The sequence below is a fragment of the Nocardioides houyundeii genome (genome assembly GCF_002865585.1).
GTDB classification, from domain to species: Bacteria; Actinomycetota; Actinomycetes; order Propionibacteriales; family Nocardioidaceae; genus Nocardioides; species Nocardioides houyundeii.
This window is the reverse complement of the sequence record NZ_CP025581.1, coordinates 983,788-1,001,387: the sequence shown is the minus strand read 5'-3', so window position 1 is coordinate 1,001,387 and position 17,600 is coordinate 983,788. Positions and strand designations below refer to the sequence as shown.

Annotated in this window: 13 protein-coding genes and 2 rRNA genes; 9 read left to right on the top strand and 6 right to left on the bottom strand. The window is 66.1% G+C overall.

The annotated features are described in order from the left end of the window. Nucleotides 1–72: 72 nt before the first annotated feature. Together C0R66_RS04845 and C0R66_RS04840 are read right to left on the bottom strand one after the other, a co-directional pair. A 23S ribosomal RNA gene (locus tag C0R66_RS04845) occupies nucleotides 73–3,185 on the bottom strand. A 459-nt stretch (nucleotides 3,186–3,644) separates the two neighbouring features. After that, nucleotides 3,645–5,160, bottom strand: a 16S ribosomal RNA gene (locus C0R66_RS04840). The 16S and 23S rRNA genes sit together here, the layout of an rRNA operon. 632 nt (nucleotides 5,161–5,792) lie before the next feature. Between C0R66_RS04840 and C0R66_RS04835 the strand changes: the two genes are divergently transcribed. Beyond that, nucleotides 5,793–7,844 (top strand): MDR family MFS transporter, encoded by a 2,052-nt coding sequence (locus C0R66_RS04835; RefSeq protein ID WP_101523752.1) that lies wholly within the window; start codon nucleotides 5,793–5,795, stop codon nucleotides 7,842–7,844. Between the two features lie 54 nt (nucleotides 7,845–7,898). On the opposite strand, the gene ychF is transcribed toward C0R66_RS04835, so the two are convergent. Then, on the bottom strand, nucleotides 7,899–8,972 hold the full coding sequence (ychF, locus tag C0R66_RS04830) for a redox-regulated ATPase YchF (RefSeq protein ID WP_101523751.1): 1,074 nt from the start codon (nucleotides 8,970–8,972) through the stop codon (nucleotides 7,899–7,901). Nucleotides 8,973–9,087: 115 nt separating this feature from the next. On the opposite strand from ychF, the gene C0R66_RS04825 reads away from it, so the two are divergent. Genes C0R66_RS04825 through C0R66_RS04800 form a run of 6 tightly spaced genes read left to right on the top strand, consistent with a single transcriptional unit; the run spans nucleotide 9,088 to nucleotide 13,785 of the window. Continuing rightward, nucleotides 9,088–9,636, top strand: coding sequence for a PH domain-containing protein (locus C0R66_RS04825; protein ID WP_199286823.1), 549 nt, complete (start codon nucleotides 9,088–9,090; stop codon nucleotides 9,634–9,636). Continuing rightward, the gene (locus tag C0R66_RS04820; protein ID WP_101523750.1) at nucleotides 9,633–10,868 is read left to right on the top strand and encodes a PH domain-containing protein; all 1,236 of its coding nucleotides are present in this window, start codon (nucleotides 9,633–9,635) and stop codon (nucleotides 10,866–10,868) included. The genes C0R66_RS04825 and C0R66_RS04820 overlap by 4 nt, the downstream gene beginning before the upstream one ends. Beyond that, nucleotides 10,817–11,257: a PH domain-containing protein gene (locus C0R66_RS04815; protein ID WP_101523749.1), complete on the top strand. Its 441-nt coding sequence runs from the start codon at nucleotides 10,817–10,819 to the stop codon at nucleotides 11,255–11,257. The genes C0R66_RS04820 and C0R66_RS04815 overlap by 52 nt, the downstream gene beginning before the upstream one ends. Before the next feature lie 9 nt (nucleotides 11,258–11,266). Continuing rightward, entirely contained in the window at nucleotides 11,267–12,043 is a 777-nt protein-coding gene (locus C0R66_RS04810; RefSeq protein WP_101523748.1) for an exodeoxyribonuclease III, read from the top strand. Nucleotides 12,044–12,100: 57 nt separating this feature from the next. Then, nucleotides 12,101–13,258: a DNA recombination protein RmuC gene (locus tag C0R66_RS04805; protein WP_101523747.1), complete on the top strand. Its 1,158-nt coding sequence runs from the start codon at nucleotides 12,101–12,103 to the stop codon at nucleotides 13,256–13,258. Nucleotides 13,259–13,281: 23 nt separating this feature from the next. Next, on the top strand, nucleotides 13,282–13,785 hold the full coding sequence (locus C0R66_RS04800; protein WP_199286822.1) for a DUF6542 domain-containing protein: 504 nt from the start codon (nucleotides 13,282–13,284) through the stop codon (nucleotides 13,783–13,785). Here C0R66_RS04800 and C0R66_RS04795 read toward each other — a convergent pair. Together C0R66_RS04795 and C0R66_RS04790 are read right to left on the bottom strand one after the other, a co-directional pair. Further along, nucleotides 13,731–14,354, bottom strand: a complete 624-nt coding sequence (locus C0R66_RS04795; protein ID WP_101523746.1) for an L-threonylcarbamoyladenylate synthase — start codon at nucleotides 14,352–14,354, stop codon at nucleotides 13,731–13,733. The two genes, C0R66_RS04800 and C0R66_RS04795, sit on opposite strands and share 55 nt — an antisense overlap. Then, on the bottom strand, nucleotides 14,354–15,358 hold the full coding sequence (locus tag C0R66_RS04790) for a 4-hydroxy-3-methylbut-2-enyl diphosphate reductase (RefSeq protein WP_101523745.1): 1,005 nt from the start codon (nucleotides 15,356–15,358) through the stop codon (nucleotides 14,354–14,356). Before C0R66_RS04790 ends, C0R66_RS04795 begins: the two co-directional genes overlap by 1 nt. A gap of 148 nt (nucleotides 15,359–15,506) precedes the next feature. On the opposite strand from C0R66_RS04790, the gene xseA reads away from it, so the two are divergent. Together xseA and C0R66_RS04780 are read left to right on the top strand one after the other, a co-directional pair. Next, nucleotides 15,507–16,805: an exodeoxyribonuclease VII large subunit gene (gene xseA, locus C0R66_RS04785; protein ID WP_101523744.1), complete on the top strand. Its 1,299-nt coding sequence runs from the start codon at nucleotides 15,507–15,509 to the stop codon at nucleotides 16,803–16,805. Beyond that, nucleotides 16,798–17,016 (top strand): exodeoxyribonuclease VII small subunit, encoded by a 219-nt coding sequence (locus tag C0R66_RS04780; RefSeq protein WP_101523743.1) that lies wholly within the window; start codon nucleotides 16,798–16,800, stop codon nucleotides 17,014–17,016. Before xseA ends, C0R66_RS04780 begins: the two co-directional genes overlap by 8 nt. 7 nt (nucleotides 17,017–17,023) lie before the next feature. Here the strand turns inward: C0R66_RS04780 and C0R66_RS04775 are convergent, their stop codons facing one another. Continuing rightward, nucleotides 17,024–17,572, bottom strand: a complete 549-nt coding sequence (locus tag C0R66_RS04775) for a DUF4245 family protein (protein WP_101523742.1) — start codon at nucleotides 17,570–17,572, stop codon at nucleotides 17,024–17,026. Nucleotides 17,573–17,600: the final 28 nt, after the last annotated feature.

Here is a 17,600-nt window from a genome sequence, read left to right as displayed (position 1 = left end):
CGCGGGCATTACGTGTGCGCATGAATGGTCTTGTCGGTTTCAACTCGTAGTGTGAGTGGTTATGTACGATGTTGGGACAAGCCCTCGGCCTATTAGTACCGGTCGGCTAGGCATTACTGCTGTACACCTCCGGCCTATCAACCCAGTGTTCTGCTGGGGGCCTTACCCACTTACGTGGTGGGAAACCTCATCTTGAAACGTGCTTCCCGCTTAGATGCATTCAGCGGTTATCACTTCCGAACGTAGCTAACCAGCCGTGCCCCTGGCGGGACAACTGGCACACCAGAGGTTCGTCCATCCCGGTCCTCTCGTACTAGGGACAGCCTTTCTCAAGTTTCCTGCGCGCGCGGCGGATAGGGACCGAACTGTCTCACGACGTTCTAAACCCAGCTCGCGTGCCGCTTTAATGGGCGAACAGCCCAACCCTTGGGACCTACTCCAGCCCCAGGATGCGACGAGCCGACATCGAGGTGCCAAACCATCCCGTCGATATGGACTCTTGGGGAAGATCAGCCTGTTATCCCCGGGGTACCTTTTATCCGTTGAGCGACGCCGCTTCCACATGCTGGCGCCGGATCACTAGTTCCGACTTTCGTCCCTGCTCGACATGTCTGTCTCACAGTCAAGCTCCCTTGTGCACTTACACTCGCCACCTGATTGCCAACCAGGCTGAGGGAACCTTTGAGCGCCTCCGTTACTCTTTAGGAGGCAACCGCCCCAGTTAAACTACCCATCAGGCACTGTCCCTGATCCGGATTACGGACCTAGGTTAGACATCTAGTACGACCAGAGTGGTATTTCAACGATGACTCCCCAACCACTGGCGTGATCGGTTCACAGTCTCCCACCTATCCTACACAAGCCGAACCAAACACCAATACCAAACTATAGTAAAGGTCCCGGGGTCTTTCCGTCCTGCCGCGCGTAACGAGCATCTTTACTCGTAGTGCAATTTCGCCGAGTCCACGGTTGAGACAGCGCCCAAGTCGTTACTCCATTCGTGCAGGTCGGAACTTACCCGACAAGGAATTTCGCTACCTTAGGATGGTTATAGTTACCACCGCCGTTTACTGGGGCTTAAGTTCTCAGCTTCGAGGAACAAGTTCCTCTAACCGGTCCCCTTAACCTTCCAGCACCGGGCAGGAGTCAGTCCGTATACATCGTCTTACAACTTCGCACGGACCTGTGTTTTTAGTAAACAGTCGCTTGGGCCTGGTCTCTGCGGCCATCACCGCTTCATCACGCAAGGTGAATCACGGATCCGGCCCCCTTCTCCCGAAGTTACGGGGGCATTTTGCCGAGTTCCTTAACCATGGTTATCTCGATCGCCTTAGTATTCTCTACCTGATCACCTGAGTCGGTTTGGGGTACGGGCGGCGCATAGCTCGCTAGAGGTTTTTCTCGACAGCATAGGATCATCCACTTCCCCCATACGGGGTCCCCATCAGGTCTCAGACATACAGGTGGCGGATTTGCCTACCACCAGTCCTACACCCTTAGCCGTGGACTACCATCGCCACGGTTGGACTGCCTTCCTGCGTCACCCCATCGCTTGACTACTACCAGTTCGGGTCCCACGCTCTGCCACATCGCCTCGCCCCGAAGGGTCCGGTCAACATGGTTTCGGATGGTTAGCATCACCGGGTTCGTCATGGGCGCTATTTTGCCGGTACGGGAATATCAACCCGTTGTCCATCGACTACGCCTGTCGGCCTCGCCTTAGGTCCCGACTTACCCAGGGCAGATTAGCTTGACCCTGGAACCCTTGATCATTCGGCGGAAGAGTTTCTCGCTCTTCATTCGCTACTCATGCCTGCATTCTCACTCGTGTCGCGTCCACAACTGGATCACTCCGCTGCTTCACTCGCGACACGACGCTCCCCTACCCATCCACACACCTGAACCACGAAGGCTGAGTTATATATGTGAATGCCATAGCTTCGGCGGATGACTTGAGCCCCGCTACATTGTCGGCGCGGAATCACTTGACCAGTGAGCTATTACGCACTCTTTCAAGGGTGGCTGCTTCCAAGCCAACCTCCTGGTTGTCAATGCGACTCCACATCCTTTTCCACTTAGTCACCGCTTAGGGGCCTTAGCTGATGGTCTGGGCTGTTTCCCTCTCGACTACGGAGCTTATCCCCCGCAGTCTCACTGCCGCGCTCTCACTTACCGGCATTCGGAGTTTGGCTAACGTCAGTAACCTTGTAGGGCCCATTAGCTATCCAGTGCTCTACCTCCGGCAAGAAACACGCGACGCTGCACCTAAATGCATTTCGGGGAGAACCAGCTATCACGGAGTTTGATTGGCCTTTCACCCCTATCCACAGGTCATCCCCTCAGTTTTCAACCTAAGTGGGTTCGGTCCTCCACGCGGTCTTACCCGCGCTTCAACCTGCCCATGGATAGATCACTCCGCTTCGGGTCTTGATCGTGCTACTAAGTAGCCCTATTCGGACTCGCTTTCGCTACGGCTACCCCACACGGGTTAACCTCGCAACACAACGCAAACTCGCAGGCTCATTCTTCAAAAGGCACGCCGTCACAACCCACAAGGGATCGCTCCGACGGATTGTAGGCACACGGTTTCAGGTACTATTTCACTCCCCGCCAGGGGTACTTTTCACCTTTCCCTCACGGTACTTGTCCGCTATCGGTCACCAAGGAGTATTTAGGCTTAACGGGTGGTCCCGCCAGATTCACACGGAATTTCAGGGGTTCCGTGTTACTTGGGGTCACGCTCCAGAGCTCATCGCTTACGTCTACGGGGCTATCACCCTCTACGGCCCCACTTTCCAATGGGCTTCGACTTCACCATGAGTTTCTTACTCTGTACCTCACCGGCAGATAAGGTTGAACGGCCCCACAACCCCATGACTGCAACCCCTGCCGGGTATCACACAGCCATGGTTTGGCCTCATCCGATTTCGCTCGCCACTACTCTCGGAATCACTGTTGTTTTCTCTTCCTGTGGGTACTGAGATGTTTCACTTCCCCACGTTCCCTCCACTCACCCTATGTGTTCAGGTGAGGGTAACTGGACATGACTCCAGCTGGGTTTCCCCATTCGGACACCCCCGGATCACAGCTCGGTTGCCAACTCCCCGGGGCTTATCGCAGGCTCCTACGTCCTTCATCGGCTCTTGGTGCCAAGGCATCCACCGTGTGCCCTTCATAGCTTGTCTCAACAACGTCAAAACAACTCAACTACAAAGACCACAACCACCCGCGCACCCAATCAAAGCGCACGAGCAGTCATTCTCATAAAAATCACACAAGACACCCACCAATAAGTTCTCAAAAGAACCAGGCGGGCATCAGATGCTCGCGTCCACTATCCAGATCTCAAACAACAACCCCACCAACCCCCACACCCCGACTCACGTCCGGGCACGGGCAAAGGGAGGAACACCAAGGAAACCAGACTCTCATCTGATCCCTCAGGACCCAACAGTGTGTCAAACCCACCCACCAACACCAGCCACCCACGTTCCACGCCCCCACCAAGCACCCCGAAAGGCACCCAGCAGGAACAGTACTGAGGACGACCAGCCCCAACGGGCAGACCTTCATCGACGATTCCACTAGTGAACACCACCATGCGCCCCACACGAACGGTGAGGGTCGGGGCGTGTGCTCCTTAGAAAGGAGGTGATCCAGCCGCACCTTCCGGTACGGCTACCTTGTTACGACTTCGTCCCAATCGCCAGCCCCACCTTCGACGGCTCCCTCCACAAGGGTTGGGCCACCGGCTTCGGGTGTTGCCGACTTTCGTGACGTGACGGGCGGTGTGTACAAGGCCCGGGAACGTATTCACCGCAGCGTTGCTGATCTGCGATTACTAGCGACTCCGACTTCATGGGGTCGAGTTGCAGACCCCAATCCGAACTGAGACCGGCTTTTTGGGATTCGCTCCGCCTTACAGCATCGCAGCCCTTTGTACCGGCCATTGTAGCATGCGTGAAGCCCTGGACATAAGGGGCATGATGACTTGACGTCATCCCCACCTTCCTCCGAGTTGACCCCGGCAGTCTCCTATGAGTCCCCACCATTACGTGCTGGCAACATAGAACGAGGGTTGCGCTCGTTGCGGGACTTAACCCAACATCTCACGACACGAGCTGACGACAGCCATGCACCACCTGTATACCGACTAAAAGGGGCTCTATCTCTAGAGCTTTCCGGCATATGTCAAACCCAGGTAAGGTTCTTCGCGTTGCATCGAATTAATCCGCATGCTCCGCCGCTTGTGCGGGCCCCCGTCAATTCCTTTGAGTTTTAGCCTTGCGGCCGTACTCCCCAGGCGGGGCGCTTAATGCGTTAGCTGCGGCACGGAACCCATGGAATAGGCCCCACACCTAGCGCCCAACGTTTACGGTGTGGACTACCAGGGTATCTAATCCTGTTCGCTCCCCACACTTTCGCTCCTCAGCGTCAGGTAATGCCCAGAGAACCGCCTTCGCCACCGGTGTTCCTCCTGATATCTGCGCATTTCACCGCTACACCAGGAATTCCGTTCTCCCCTGCATACCTCTAGTCTGCCCGTATCGGAAGCCAGCTCAGAGTTAAGCCCTGAGTTTTCACTCCCGACGCGACAAACCGCCTACGAGCCCTTTACGCCCAATAATTCCGGACAACGCTCGCACCCTACGTATTACCGCGGCTGCTGGCACGTAGTTGGCCGGTGCTTCTTCTGTACCTACCGTCACTCTCGCTTCGTCGGTACTGAAAGAGGTTTACAACCCGAAGGCAGTCATCCCTCACGCGGCGTTGCTGGATCAGGCTTTCGCCCATTGTCCAATATTCCCCACTGCTGCCTCCCGTAGGAGTCTGGGCCGTGTCTCAGTCCCAGTGTGGCCGGTCACCCTCTCAGGCCGGCTACCCGTCGAAGCCTTGGTGAGCCATTACCTCACCAACAAGCTGATAGGCCGCGAGCACATCCTTCACCGCCAGAACTTTCCACCGAACCACATGCATGATCCGGTCATATCCGGTATTAGCCACCGTTTCCGGTAGTTATCCCAAAGTGAAGGGCAGATTACTCACGTGTTACTCACCCGTTCGCCGCTCGTGTACCCCGAAAGGGCCTTACCGCTCGACTTGCATGTGTTAAGCACGCCGCCAGCGTTCGTCCTGAGCCAGGATCAAACTCTCCATTGAAAAACAAACCCCACAACCACACAAGTGCAGCCACGGGAAAAGAAGAGCCAAATCTCTGACAACAACAAACCCTGACAAAAATGTCAGAAATTATCGTCATACAAAGAAACCACCAACAAAACATCCCGAAAGATCCATGTTGACGGGGCATAACAAACTAATTCGTCGACTATGACACACTGTTGAGTTCTCAAGGATCAAACGCGTCCCGGGCCCACCCAGAAGGATGAAAGCTGCGGGGCAACCCGACCAAACTTACGCGGTGAGCGTTCCACCGTCAAGTTGATCCGGATCAAGCTGCGGCCATCCGCGGCGCTCCTGGCTTCGGCCTTCTGGCCATTGGCGGGAGCCGCTCGCGGCGACAAGAGGAACACTAGCACCACATCACCGCAGCCCCCCAAATCGGGGGTACCTAACCACGTTTGCCCAGGTCAGAGGCTCGCCCGGTGCCACGTGCGCACCGGAGGGGGCTCTGGACCTCGTCGGCCCCGTACGACTGAGTGGGAGCACGGCCGTCCCGGCGTCGCACGCTCCCCCGTCGTTCGGCCCGGGGACTCGGGCACAAAGGCACGTTCCTCAATCCACTACCGGCTTGAAAACTGTTGGTGCCCCGTCTCGAAGGAGGCGCCCCTTTGTCCGCCACCACCGCCACGCCGGCGCCTGCGCCGGTCGCAGCCCGGGCACTCACCGGCCGGCGCCGGATCGCAGCGTTCGCGACCATCGGCCTGGGCATGCTCCTGGCCGCGCTTGACGGCACGATCGTGTCCACGGCGCTGCCGACCATCGTCGGCGACCTCGGCGGCGGCACCCACGTGTCCTGGGTGGTCACCTCCTACCTGCTCGCCCAGACCACGGTCACCGTGCTGGTCGGCAAGCTCGGCGACCAGTTCGGCCGCAAGCTCGTCTTCCAGCTCAGCGTCGTCGTCTTCATCGTGGGTTCGGCACTGTGCGGCCTGGCCGACGGGATGCTCTGGCTGATCGGCTCCCGGGCGCTGCAAGGGATCGGCGCCGGCGGTCTCACCGTCACGGCCACCGCCCTGATCGCCGACATCATCCCGCTTCGCGAGCGCGGGAAGTTCCAGGGTGCGCTCGGCGCCGTCTTCGGCCTCGCCACCGTGATCGGACCGCTGGTCGGCGGGCTGCTGACCGACAACGCCAGCTGGCGCTGGTGCTTCTACGTCAACGTCCCGCTCGCCGCCATCGTGGTCGTCGCCGCGGCCTGGACCATCCCCCGCGTAGCCGGCGGGGCCAAGCCACGCATCGACTACCTCGGCATGGTCGCGGTCGCAGTGGGCGCCTCGATGCTGGTGCTGGCGACCAGCTTCGGAGGCACGACGTACGCCTGGGGCTCGTGGCAGATCATCAGCCTCCTCGTGGGCGGCGTCGCGGTCCTCGGGATCTTCGTGCTCATCGAGCGGAGGGCGGCGGAACCGATCCTGCCCCCGCGCCTGTTCGGTGCCAGGGTCTTCACCGTCTGCTGCGCGCTGAGCTTCGTCGTCGGCTTCACGATGCTCGGCGCGATGACCTTCCTGCCCACGTTCTTCCAGTACGTCGAGGGCGTCTCCGCGACCGAGTCAGGGTTCCGCCTGCTGCCGCTGGTGGTGGGGCTGCTGATCACCTCGGTCACCGCCGGCAACATCGTCAGCAAGACCGGGCGCTACAAGGTCTTCCCGGTCCTCGGCACCCTGGTGATGGCTCTCGGGCTCTTCCTGCTCTCCCGGATGGATCCGTCGACCCCCCTCGCAGTCTCCTCGCTGTACCTGTTCGTCCTGGGCCTCGGCATCGGCATGAGCATGCAGGTGCTCACGATCGTCGTGCAGGGCTCGGCCCAGTACAGCGACCTCGGGGTCGCAACGTCCGGGGTCACCTTCTTCCGCACCATGGGCAGTGCGTTCGGCGCGGCCATCTTCGGGACCCTCTATGCCAACTTCCTCCAGGACCGGCTGCCCGCCGCGATCGCCAGAGCACGCGGCGTCACACCCGCCGACCTAGCGACGCCGGAATCGCTGCATGCGCTCCCCGACCGGGTGATCGCGCCGATCGTCGGCGCCTACTCGGAGGCGCTGACCCAGGTGTTCCTCTGGGCGGTCCCGGTGGCCTTGGTCGCCTTCGTCCTGGCGCTCGTGCTGCCGCAGGTCAAGCTCGCCGACAACGTGGCCGACGCTGCCCAGGACCTCGGTGCCGGCTTCGGTGCCCCTGACTCGCCGCCCAACGAGGAGGTGCTGTCTCGCCGGATCACGAACCTGCTCTATGGCCGGCGCCGCGACCGGGTGCTGGACCTCCTGCAGTCCTCCGAGGAGGATCTCGACGCGGCCGGGGTCTGGGCGGTCGTCCAGGTCTACGGGCTCACCGCCGCCGGTCATCGCGCCGACGTCGGTCAGATCGCGTGGTCGCGGCAGCTGCCGACCGCGGTGATCGAGCCGATCTTCCGCCAGGTCATCTCCGCGGGGTACGTCGAGGGCGACCTCGACAACTTGACCGTGACCGCCCGAGGCTCGGGCGCGGTCGACCGACTCCGGGACGACCTAACGGCGTGGATCGCGGCCCATCTCGAGGGGGTGAGCGACACCTCGCCGAAGGTCATCAGCACCGCGATCGCCTCCGTCGTACGGCGCGTCGTGGTGGAGCGGGCGGAGGCGGACTACTCCCCGGCCGAGGAGCCCGTGGTCGGCGCCGGCCGGTGACCGGGCTGCTGCCGATTACCTACACCCGCCCTGCCCTGAGCAGGCGGTCGTCCATCAGACGTTGAAGCGGAACTCCACCACGTCGCCGTCGGCCATCACGTAGTCCTTGCCCTCCATGCGGACCTTGCCGGCCTCCTTGGCCTTGGCCATGGTGCCCGCGGCCACCAGGTCGTCGAAGGAGACGATCTCGGCCTTGATGAAGCCCTTCTGGAAGTCGGTGTGGATGACACCGGCCGCCTCGGGCGCTGTGGCCCCCTTGGGGATGGTCCAGGCCCGAGTCTCCTTCGGGCCGGCCGTCAGGTACGTCTGCAGCCCCAGGGTGTCGAAGCCGACCCGGGCCAGCACCTCGAGACCGGGCTCCGTGACGCCGGCCTCGGCGAGGAACTCCGCTGCCTCCTCGTCGTCGAGCTCGATCAGCTCGGACTCGAACTTCGCGTCGAGGAAGATCGCCTCGGCGGGTGCGACCAGCTCACGCATCTTGGCCTTGAGCTCCTCGTCGTTCAGCTCGTCGGCGTCACAGTTGAAGACGTAGATGAACGGCTTCGCGGTGAGCAGCGACAGCTCGCGCAGCAGGCTGCGGTCGATCTTGGTGGCGATGATCGGAGTGCCGGACTCGAGCGCCTCCTTGGCCTCCCTCGCCGCCTCCAGGTTCGCGACGAGGTCCTTGACCTTGCGCGACTCCTTCTCCAGGCGGGTGATCGCCTTGTCGACCGTCTCCAGGTCGGCCAGGATCAGCTCGGTCTGGATCGTGGAGATGTCGCTGCCGGGATTCACCTCGCCGTCCACGTGGGTGACGTCGTCGTCGCGGAAGACCCGGGTCACCTGGCAGATGGCCGAGGACTCCCGGATGTGGGCCAGGAACTTGTTGCCCAGGCCCTCGCCCTGGGAGGCGCCGCGCACGATGCCCGCGATGTCGACGAACTCCACGGTCGCGGGCAGGATCTTCTCGGACCCGAAGATCTGGGCCAGCGTGGCCAGCCGCGAGTCGGGGACACCGACCACGCCGACGTTGGGCTCGATCGTCGCGAACGGATAGTTCGCCGCGAGCACGTCGTTCTTGGTCAGGGCGTTGAAGAGGGTGGACTTGCCAGCGTTGGGCAGTCCGACGATTCCGATGGTGAGGGCCACGGGCGCCGAGTCTAGGTCCGGCGGGCGCGGCGCTCCCAATCAGTGGTGCCGCCCCCGGCGGCAGGTCGCGACGAGGCCCCGCGACCCGTCGGCACGCTGTGCAAGGCTCTGCGTCGTGACGCTCCCCCACGCCGACGCGGCTGCCCCGGATCCCGAGCCCGCACGGGACGACCTGGCGCCCGTCGCGCTTCGCGAACCCGCCAACCAGGTCTGTCGCCGGGCCGTCGCCTACTGGCTGACCATCGCTTTGCTCACCACCGCGGTGGAGGTCGCCGTTGCCGTCACCATCTATGTCCTGGTCCCCTCCCGGCCGTGGTGGGCGACCACGCTGCTGGTGCTCCTCGTCGTGGGCAACCTGGCCTACAGCGCACTGATGCCCCGGGTCAGGTACGGCGTCCACCGCTGGGAGGTGAGCCCGGAGGCGATCCACACCCGCACGGGGTGGGTCACCACGGAGACCCGGATCGCTCCGCTCAACCGGGTGCAGACCGTCGACTCCCAGCAGGGTCCGGTGATGCGTCTGTTCCGGCTCTTCTCCATCACCGTCACCACGGCCTCGGCTGCCGGACCGATCACGATCGAGGGTCTGGACCAGCAGGAGGCCCGGGAGCTGGTGGCCCGGCTGACTGCGATCACGGCCGCCAGCGAGGGTGACGCCACGTGAGCCCGGACGAACCGTCGGCGGCAGCACCTGAAGGAGACGTCGCCGTACCGTGGCACCGGCTGGATCCGCGCAAGCTCCTGCTGGACCCGGTCAAGGCGCTCGGGCAGCTGATCGTGCCGATCCTGGCCATCGTCGTGGGCGTGGGCAGCCGTGACCCCCGTTTCTTCCTGGCGACCCCGGTGATGATCCTCGCAGCGCTGGCCCTCGGCGCCATCCCCTGGCTTACGACGTACTACCGGATCACCGACGGCCAGCTGCAGCTGCGCCGCGGGCTCCTGAACAAGAAGAGCTCCACGGTGCGCCTGGAACGGGTCCGCAGCGTCGACCTCGAGGCCTCGCTGCTGCACCGGGTCCTGGGCCTGCGCAAGGTGGAGATCGGCACCGGGGTCGATGACGAGCGGATCGTCCTCGATGCCGTCTCGGTCCAGCACGCGGCCTCCCTGCGCGCGCTGCTGCTCACCGCACGTGCCTCCGCGGGCGAGCCAGCGCAGCCCGGAGCGGCGGCCGGGTCCGGCACGGCTCAGGCGCCCGGGGAGCAAGGGCTGGCACCTCCATCGCCAGCAGACGCCGGACCGACCGGGATACCGACGCCGGTCGCGTGGCAGGCCCACCCCGAGGAGGAGCTCGCCCGCATCGACTGGACCTGGCTGCGGTTCGCCCCGTTCAGCCTGGCTCGCCTGGTGATCGTGGTGGGCGCCGTCGGTTTCGTGTCCCAGTTCGCCGACGACCTCCCGTTCCTGGACGGCGAGCACATCCGCGACGCGTGGCGCTGGATCACGGGGTTCGCGCTGGCCTCGGTGGTCACCGGACTGCTGGTGGCCGGTCTGCTGGGCTGGCTGCTGCTCTCGGTCGCCGGGTACGTCGCCCAGTGGTGGGGGCTGAGACTCACCCGGGGCGACGGCTCCCTGCACCTGACCTCGGGCCTGTTCACCACCCGCTCGATCAGCGTCGAGGAACAGCGGGTGCGTGGGGTGCTGCTCACCGAGAAGGCGCTGCTGCGCCTGGTTGGCGGTGCCGAGCTCGCGACTCTCGCCACCGGAGTGGCGGGCGGCGTCACCACGATCCTGCCCCGAGCCCGGTCCGAGTGGCCGCCGGCGTGGCCGGCACCATCGTCGAGGACGAGCAGGCAGTGCGCACGCCGTTGCTCTCCCACGGGCCGGCAGCGCGGCGGCGGACCCACGTGCGCGCCCAGTTCACCACCGCAGGCCTGGCGATGCTGCTCGTCGCCCTGACGGTCCTCGACCGACCGTGGGAGTTCCGCGACCTGGTCCCGGGCTGGGTGCCGCTGGCTCTGGTCCTGGGTTGCGTCGCGGTCGCCGCCGCCTGCGCGGAGGCGTCGTACGCCCACCTGGGCAATGCGCTGACCGAACGTCATCTGGTCGCGGGCAGCGGGATCACCGCTCGCAACCGCACCGTCCTGGAGACCGACGGGATCATCGGCTGGGTGGCGCGGCAGTCGCTGTTCCAGCGCCGGGCCGGTCTCGTCACGCTGATCGCGACCACGGCCGCCGGCAACGAGAGGGTCGTGCTCCGCGACGTGCCGCATGACCGCGCCATGGCGCTGGTCCACGGGTGCACTCCGGCCCCCCTCGCGCCGTTCCTCGTCGCCGCCCACGACTAGGCTCCCCTGGTGCGCATCGCGACCTGGAACGTGAACTCAATCCGCTCCCGCATCGACCGCGTCGAGGCCTTCCTGCAGCGTCACGACGTCGACGTCCTGGCCGTGCAGGAGACCAAGGCGAAGGTCGACCAGCTGCCCCTGATGGGTCTGCAGTCCCTGGGCTACGAGGTCGCCGCGGCGGGGACCAGCCAGTGGAACGGGGTCGCGCTGATCAGCCGGGTCGGCCTCGAGGACGTGCAGGTCGGCTTCGAGGGCATGCCCGGGTACGGCGACCCCGTGGTCCCCGAGGCCCGCGCGATCGGCGCCGTGTGCGGCGGCGTACGCATCTGGTCGTTGTACGTCCCCAACGGGCGCAAGCCCGACGACCCCCACTACCGCTACAAGCTCGCCTGGCTGGCCCAGCTCCGCGCCCAAGCCGTCGACTGGCTCGGCGAGGACTGCGCCCTGGTCGGGGACTGGAACGTCTGTCCCACCGACGAGGACGTCTTCGACCCCGCCCAGTTCAAGAACTCCACCCACGTCACCCCCGCGGAGCGCGCGGCCTTCCATGCCTTCCTCGACGACGGGTACGTCGACGTGGTGCGCCCCTACACCCCCGGGCCGGACGTCTACACCTACTGGGACTACTACCGGCAGCGCTTCGAGCGCAACCGAGGGCTGCGCATCGACTTCATCCTGGGCTCACCCTCGCTGGCCGCCCGGGTGAGCAACGCCTTCATCGACCGCGAGGAGCGCGCCGGTACGGGCGCCTCCGACCACGCACCGGTGATCGCCGACCTCGACTGAGCCCGGGCGAACCCGCCCTGCGCAGAACTGTCGGCGGCACGCGCCAAGATCCTCGCCATGGACATCTCCACACTGCTCACGCTGGTCATCGGACTGCTGCTGGGCCTGGCACTCGGGGCCCTGATCGGGTCGCTCTGGTCCCGTGCCCGCGGACCGGAGCAGGAGGTGCTCGCCTCGGCGCAGGTCCGCGCAGCCGATCAGGCGGTGGTGAAGGAAGGGCTGGACCGGCTCGCCGACCAGCTGCGCGACCTCCACCACGACCGCGCCACCTGGCAGGGCGAGTTCAACGCGCAGGTCCAAGGCATGCGGCTCACCACCGAGTCGCTGCGCCGTGAGACGGCGTCGCTGTCCACGGCACTGCGCAAGCCGCAGGTCCGTGGACGCTGGGGCGAGATGCACCTGCGCCGCGCGGTGGAGCTCGCGGGTCTTGTGGACCGGTGCGACTTCACCGAGCAGGCCAGCATGGCCGACGGTGCGCTGCGTCCGGACCTCGTCGTCCACCTGTCGGGCGGGCGGCAGATCGTCGTGGACGCCAAGGTCCCTCTCGACGCCTTCCTGGACGCGACGGCCGCCACCGACGACGAGGCCCGCGAGGCCCACCAGACCCGGCACGCGCGGCAGCTGCGCACGCACGTGAACATGCTCAGCGAGAAGGCCTACTGGAAGTCGCTGCCCGAGACCCCGGAGTTCGTGGTGATGTTCGTCCCGGCCGAGGCGTTCCTCTCGGCCGCGCTCGACACCCAGCACGACCTCCTGGAGTACGCCGCTGAGCGGCGCGTCATCCTGGCCACGCCGACCACGTTGATCGCCCTGCTGCGCACCGTCGCGCACGGGTGGAGCCACGAGACGCTGGCCTCGCAGGTCGAGGAGGTGCGCCGACTCGGCCGGGAGCTGTACGACCGCCTGGGCACCATGAGCGACCACTTCTCCCAGGTGGGCCGCGGGCTCACCAACGCGGTGAAGGCCTACAACCAGGCGGTCGGCTCCCTGGAGGGGCGGGTGCTGGTCACCGCGCGCCGGTTCGAGTCCCTGGGCGTGACTGACAGCAGCCTCCCCGAGGTCTCGCAGGTCGAGCTGACCGCACGGGAGATGGCAGCTCCGGAGCTCGCGGTGCTGGACCAGCCGGACCCGTTCCCCGGGCTGGAGCGGCTGAGCGACCCCAGCGGGACCGCACGCCGGCAACCGGACCCGGCGCGCCGCGCCGAAGGCGCATGACTCATCTCGGTAGGTTGACGCTCGTGACCCAGGTCCGGGTGCCGTGGCTGCACCGAACCGAGTCCGAGCGCCAGGTGGTGGCCCTCGGCGTCGCCGTCACGCTCAGCGCCGTCGCCCTGGACGTGGCCATGGGTGAGCGACTGAGCCTGTTCTTCGACCTCTGCTTCATCACCCTGTGCCTGGTGCTGGCGTCCCGGATCGCGCCGGGCGACTTCTTCACGGTGGCCCTGCTCCCGCCCCCGCTGATGATCGGGGCGTTCGCACTGGTCGGGGCGACCATGCCAGGTGCGATCGCCGACCCCCGCGACGGGATCGTCCAGGCCGTGGTCAGCGGGCTCGCGCACCACAGCACTGCACTGTTCGTCGGCTACGTCCTGTGCCTGCTCACCCTGGAGTACCGGCGCCGTCTGCTGGCCGTCGTACCGGGGCGTTCGCTGCCTGCCGACACCGCGTCCACCGCGGTGCCGACGGCTCAGGACTCGAACCTGGACGGGTCTCCGGCGCCCACCCGAAGCACCTCGGGATAGCCCTGGGACCAGTCCACCACCGTGGTCGGCTCGGCGCTGGTCTCCCCCGCCTCCACCACGATGTCGATCTGGTGGTCGAGCTCTTCCTTGATCTCCCAGCCCTGGGTGCGGGCGGTGTCCTCACCGGGCAGCATCAACGTGCTCGTCAGCATCGGCTCTCCGAGCTCGTGCAGGATGGCGCAGACCACGGGATGGTCGGTGATCCGGACTCCCACCGTCTTCTTCTTGGCGTGCATCAGCCGACGCGGCACCTCGCTGGTGGCCGGAAGGATGAACGTGTAGGGCCCCGGGGTGGCTGCCTTGATGGCGCGGAACGCGGCGTTGTCCAGCTTGACGAACTGCCCCAGCTGCGCGAAGTCCTTGCACATCAGCGTGAAGTCGTGGCGCTCGTCCAGCTCGCGCAGTCGCAGGATCCGGTCGCGGCCCTCGCGGTTGCCCAGCTGGCATCCCAACGCGTAGCCGGAGTCGGTGGGGTAGGCGATCAGCGCGTCGTCGCGCAGCGCAGCCACGATCTGCCCGATCGTCCGAGCCTGCGGGTTCTCCGGATGTACGTCGAGGAAGCGTGCCATCAGGACCCCTGCTGCGCCTTCCGCAGGTCCCGACGCAGCTCCGGCGGCAGGGCGAAGATGAGCGACTCCTCCGCAGAGTGCACGGCCTTCGCGTCCGGGAAGCCCCGCTCTGCCAGGAAGGCCAGCACTCCGTCGACCAGGTCCTCGGGCACGGAGGCACCCGAGGTCACCGAGACCTTCTGGACACCCACGAGCCAGGCCTCGTCGATCTCGGAGGCGTCGTCCACCCGGTACGACGTCTTCGCGCCCGCTTCCAGGGCCACCTCGACCAGACGCACCGAGTTGGAGGAGTTGCCCGAGCCGACCACGATCACCAGGTCGGCGTCGGTCGCGATCTCCTTGACCGCCAGCTGGCGGTTCTGGGTCGCGTAGCAGATGTCGTCGGAGGGCGGATCGAGCAGCAGCGGGAAGCGATCCCGGATCGCGGCCACCGTCTCCAGGGTCTCGTCGACCGAGAGCGTGGTCTGGGACAGCCACGCAACGCGGGCGGGGTCACGCACCACGATGCCGGGCACGTCGGCGGGCGACTGCACGAGCTGGATGTGCTCGGGAGCCTCGCCCGCGGTGCCCTCGACCTCCTCGTGCCCCTCGTGCCCGATCAGCAGGATGTCGTAGTCGTCCGCGGCGAACCGCTTCGCCTCGTGGTGCACCTTGGTCACCAGAGGGCAGGTCGCGTCGATCGTCTTCAGCGCCCGCTCCTCCGCCTGCCGGTGCACCTCCGGGGAGACGCCGTGCGCGGAGAAGACAACCGTCTCGCCCTGCGGCACCTCGTCGAGCTCCTCCACGAAGATCGCGCCCCGGGACTCCAGGTTGGCCACCACGTGCTTGTTGTGCACGATCTGCTTGCGGACGTACACCGGGGCGCCGTACAGGTCCAGGGCCTTCTCCACCGTGATGACCGCGCGGTCGACGCCGGCGCAGTAGCCGCGCGGCGCAGCGAGAAGGACCGCCTTCTCCGCCTCCGTCGGGGTGAGGAAGGACGGAGTGCCCAGGTCGGTGCTCATGGCCCCGAGTGTAGGGGGCGCCGCATGAATCCCCGCTCAGGCGGGGTTCCTGCGGGTTAGGGGGGCATGCAACCCCCACTAACCGTAGGGAACCCCGCTTAGGCGGGGTTTCCGCAGGCCGTCGGTGGCGTGACCTAGGCTCACCGCCGTGGCCCTCGAGACCTCCTCCGACTCCCCGGCGCCGGTCCGGCAGATCGCCAACGCCATCTCCGGATGGATCGACCGGCTGGGCGCGATCTGGGTGGAGGGGCAGATTGCGCAGGTCAGCCGCCGGCCCGGGGTGCAGACGGTCTTCATGACCCTGCGCGACTCCGTCGCCGACATCTCGGTGCCGCTGACCTGCTCCCGCACGCTGTTCGACTCCCTCAATCCCCCGCTGGTCGAGGGCGCGAGCGTGGTGGTGCACGCCAAGCCGAGCTACTACGCCAACCGCGGGTCGCTGTCGCTGTCCGTGCGCAGCATCCGGATGGTCGGTCTCGGCGAGCTGCTCGCCCGGCTGGAGCGACGCCGTCAGCTGCTCGCCGCGGAAGGTCTGTTCGCACCGGAGCTCAAGCGCTCCCTGCCCTTCCTGCCGGGCCTGGTCGGGCTGGTGACCGCCCCCAACTCCGCGGCGGAGCGGGACGTGCTGGAGAACGCCCGCCGCCGGTGGCCGGCGGTGCGCTTCAAGGTGGTGTACGCCGCGATGCAGGGCCAGCGCTCGGCGACCGAGGTGCTGGAGGCGCTGGACCGGCTGGAGCGCGACCCCGAGGTCGAGGTCGTCGTGGTGGCGCGCGGCGGGGGCTCGGTGGAGGACCTGCTCCCGTTCAGTGACGAGGCGGTGATCCGTGCGGTGCACAAGATGCGCACCCCGGTGGTCTCGGCGATCGGGCACGAGCCCGACCAGCCGCTGCTCGACCTGGTCGCCGACGTCCGCGCCTCCACCCCCACCGATGCCGCCAAGCTGGTGGTGCCGGACATGGCCGAGGAGCGCAACGGGGTGATCTGGGCCCAGCAGCGGATCCGCGCCCTGGTGCTCGGCCGGATCGAGCGTGAGCAGTCCGGGCTCGACGGGCTCCGGTCCCGGCCGGTGCTGGCCGACCCCCGCACCCTGCTCGATACCCGGGCCGAGGAGGTGCACGGCCTGCTCGAGCGTGCCCGCCGTACGTTCTCCCACCGCCTCGACCGCGCCGCCGACGACATCGACCACCGCCGGGCACGCGCCCGGGCGCTCTCCCCGCTGGCCACCCTGCAGCGCGGGTACGCCGTGGTGCAGGACGCTCACGGACACGTGCTCACCTCGGTCGCCTCGCTGTCGGCCGGCGACCCGCTCGCCGTGCGCCTCGCGGACGGCCGGGTCCACGCCGTCACCACCACGACCGAGGCCACGAACAACGACACCACGAACCACACCGCCGGCGGCACCGCAGGCGCCGGCGACACCCCTCAACCAGGAGCACCCGATGCCTGACGCCCCCGAACCGACCCAGGACCTCAGCTACGAGGAGGCCCGCGAAGAGCTGATCGAGGTGGTGCGCACCCTGGAGCAGGGCGGCACGACCCTGGAGGAGTCCCTCGCCCTGTGGGAGCGCGGCGAGCTGCTGGCCAAGATGTGCCAGCAGTGGCTGGACGGGGCTCGCACTCGCCTCGACGCCGCGATCGGCGCCGACGACCAGGACTGACCGGGACTCAGTCCCGCGGAGCCTCGGTGAGCTGCTCGGCGAAGTCGATGATGACCTCGCGCGGCGCGGAGCCGTAGACCAGCAGCACGTCGTCGCCACGCTCCAGCACGAAGGCGGTGTCCCCGCCCTCGTCGGTGTACGTCGACCAGGTGCCGCCGAGGTCCCCGCCGACCTGAACCGGGTCACCCTCCTCCGCGTCGTCGTCGACGTAGGTCTCGACCAGGTCCCGGACGGACTCGTCCTGCTGCCGAAGCCCGACGAAGGCGCCGGTGTCGGTGAGCATGCCCATCCCCCACGTCGGAGGATCGGTGGGCTCCAGCTCGACGCTGGTGACCTTCCACCCCGCAGGCAGCCTGGCGGGGTAGGCCACCTCGAGGCCGGTGTCCTGGGCGCCGGCGACCGCCGACTCCCACTCCAGCGCGTCCGGGCTGGTCTCCGCGCTCTCGCGTCCCAGGTCGCGCAGCAGCACGACGGCGAGGACCGCCGCCACGAGCACGATCATCGCGCCGATCATCCCCGCCATGGAGGTCTGGTGACGCGCCGGCTTCCCACTCACCCCGGAATCCTCTCAGGCCCGTCCCAGC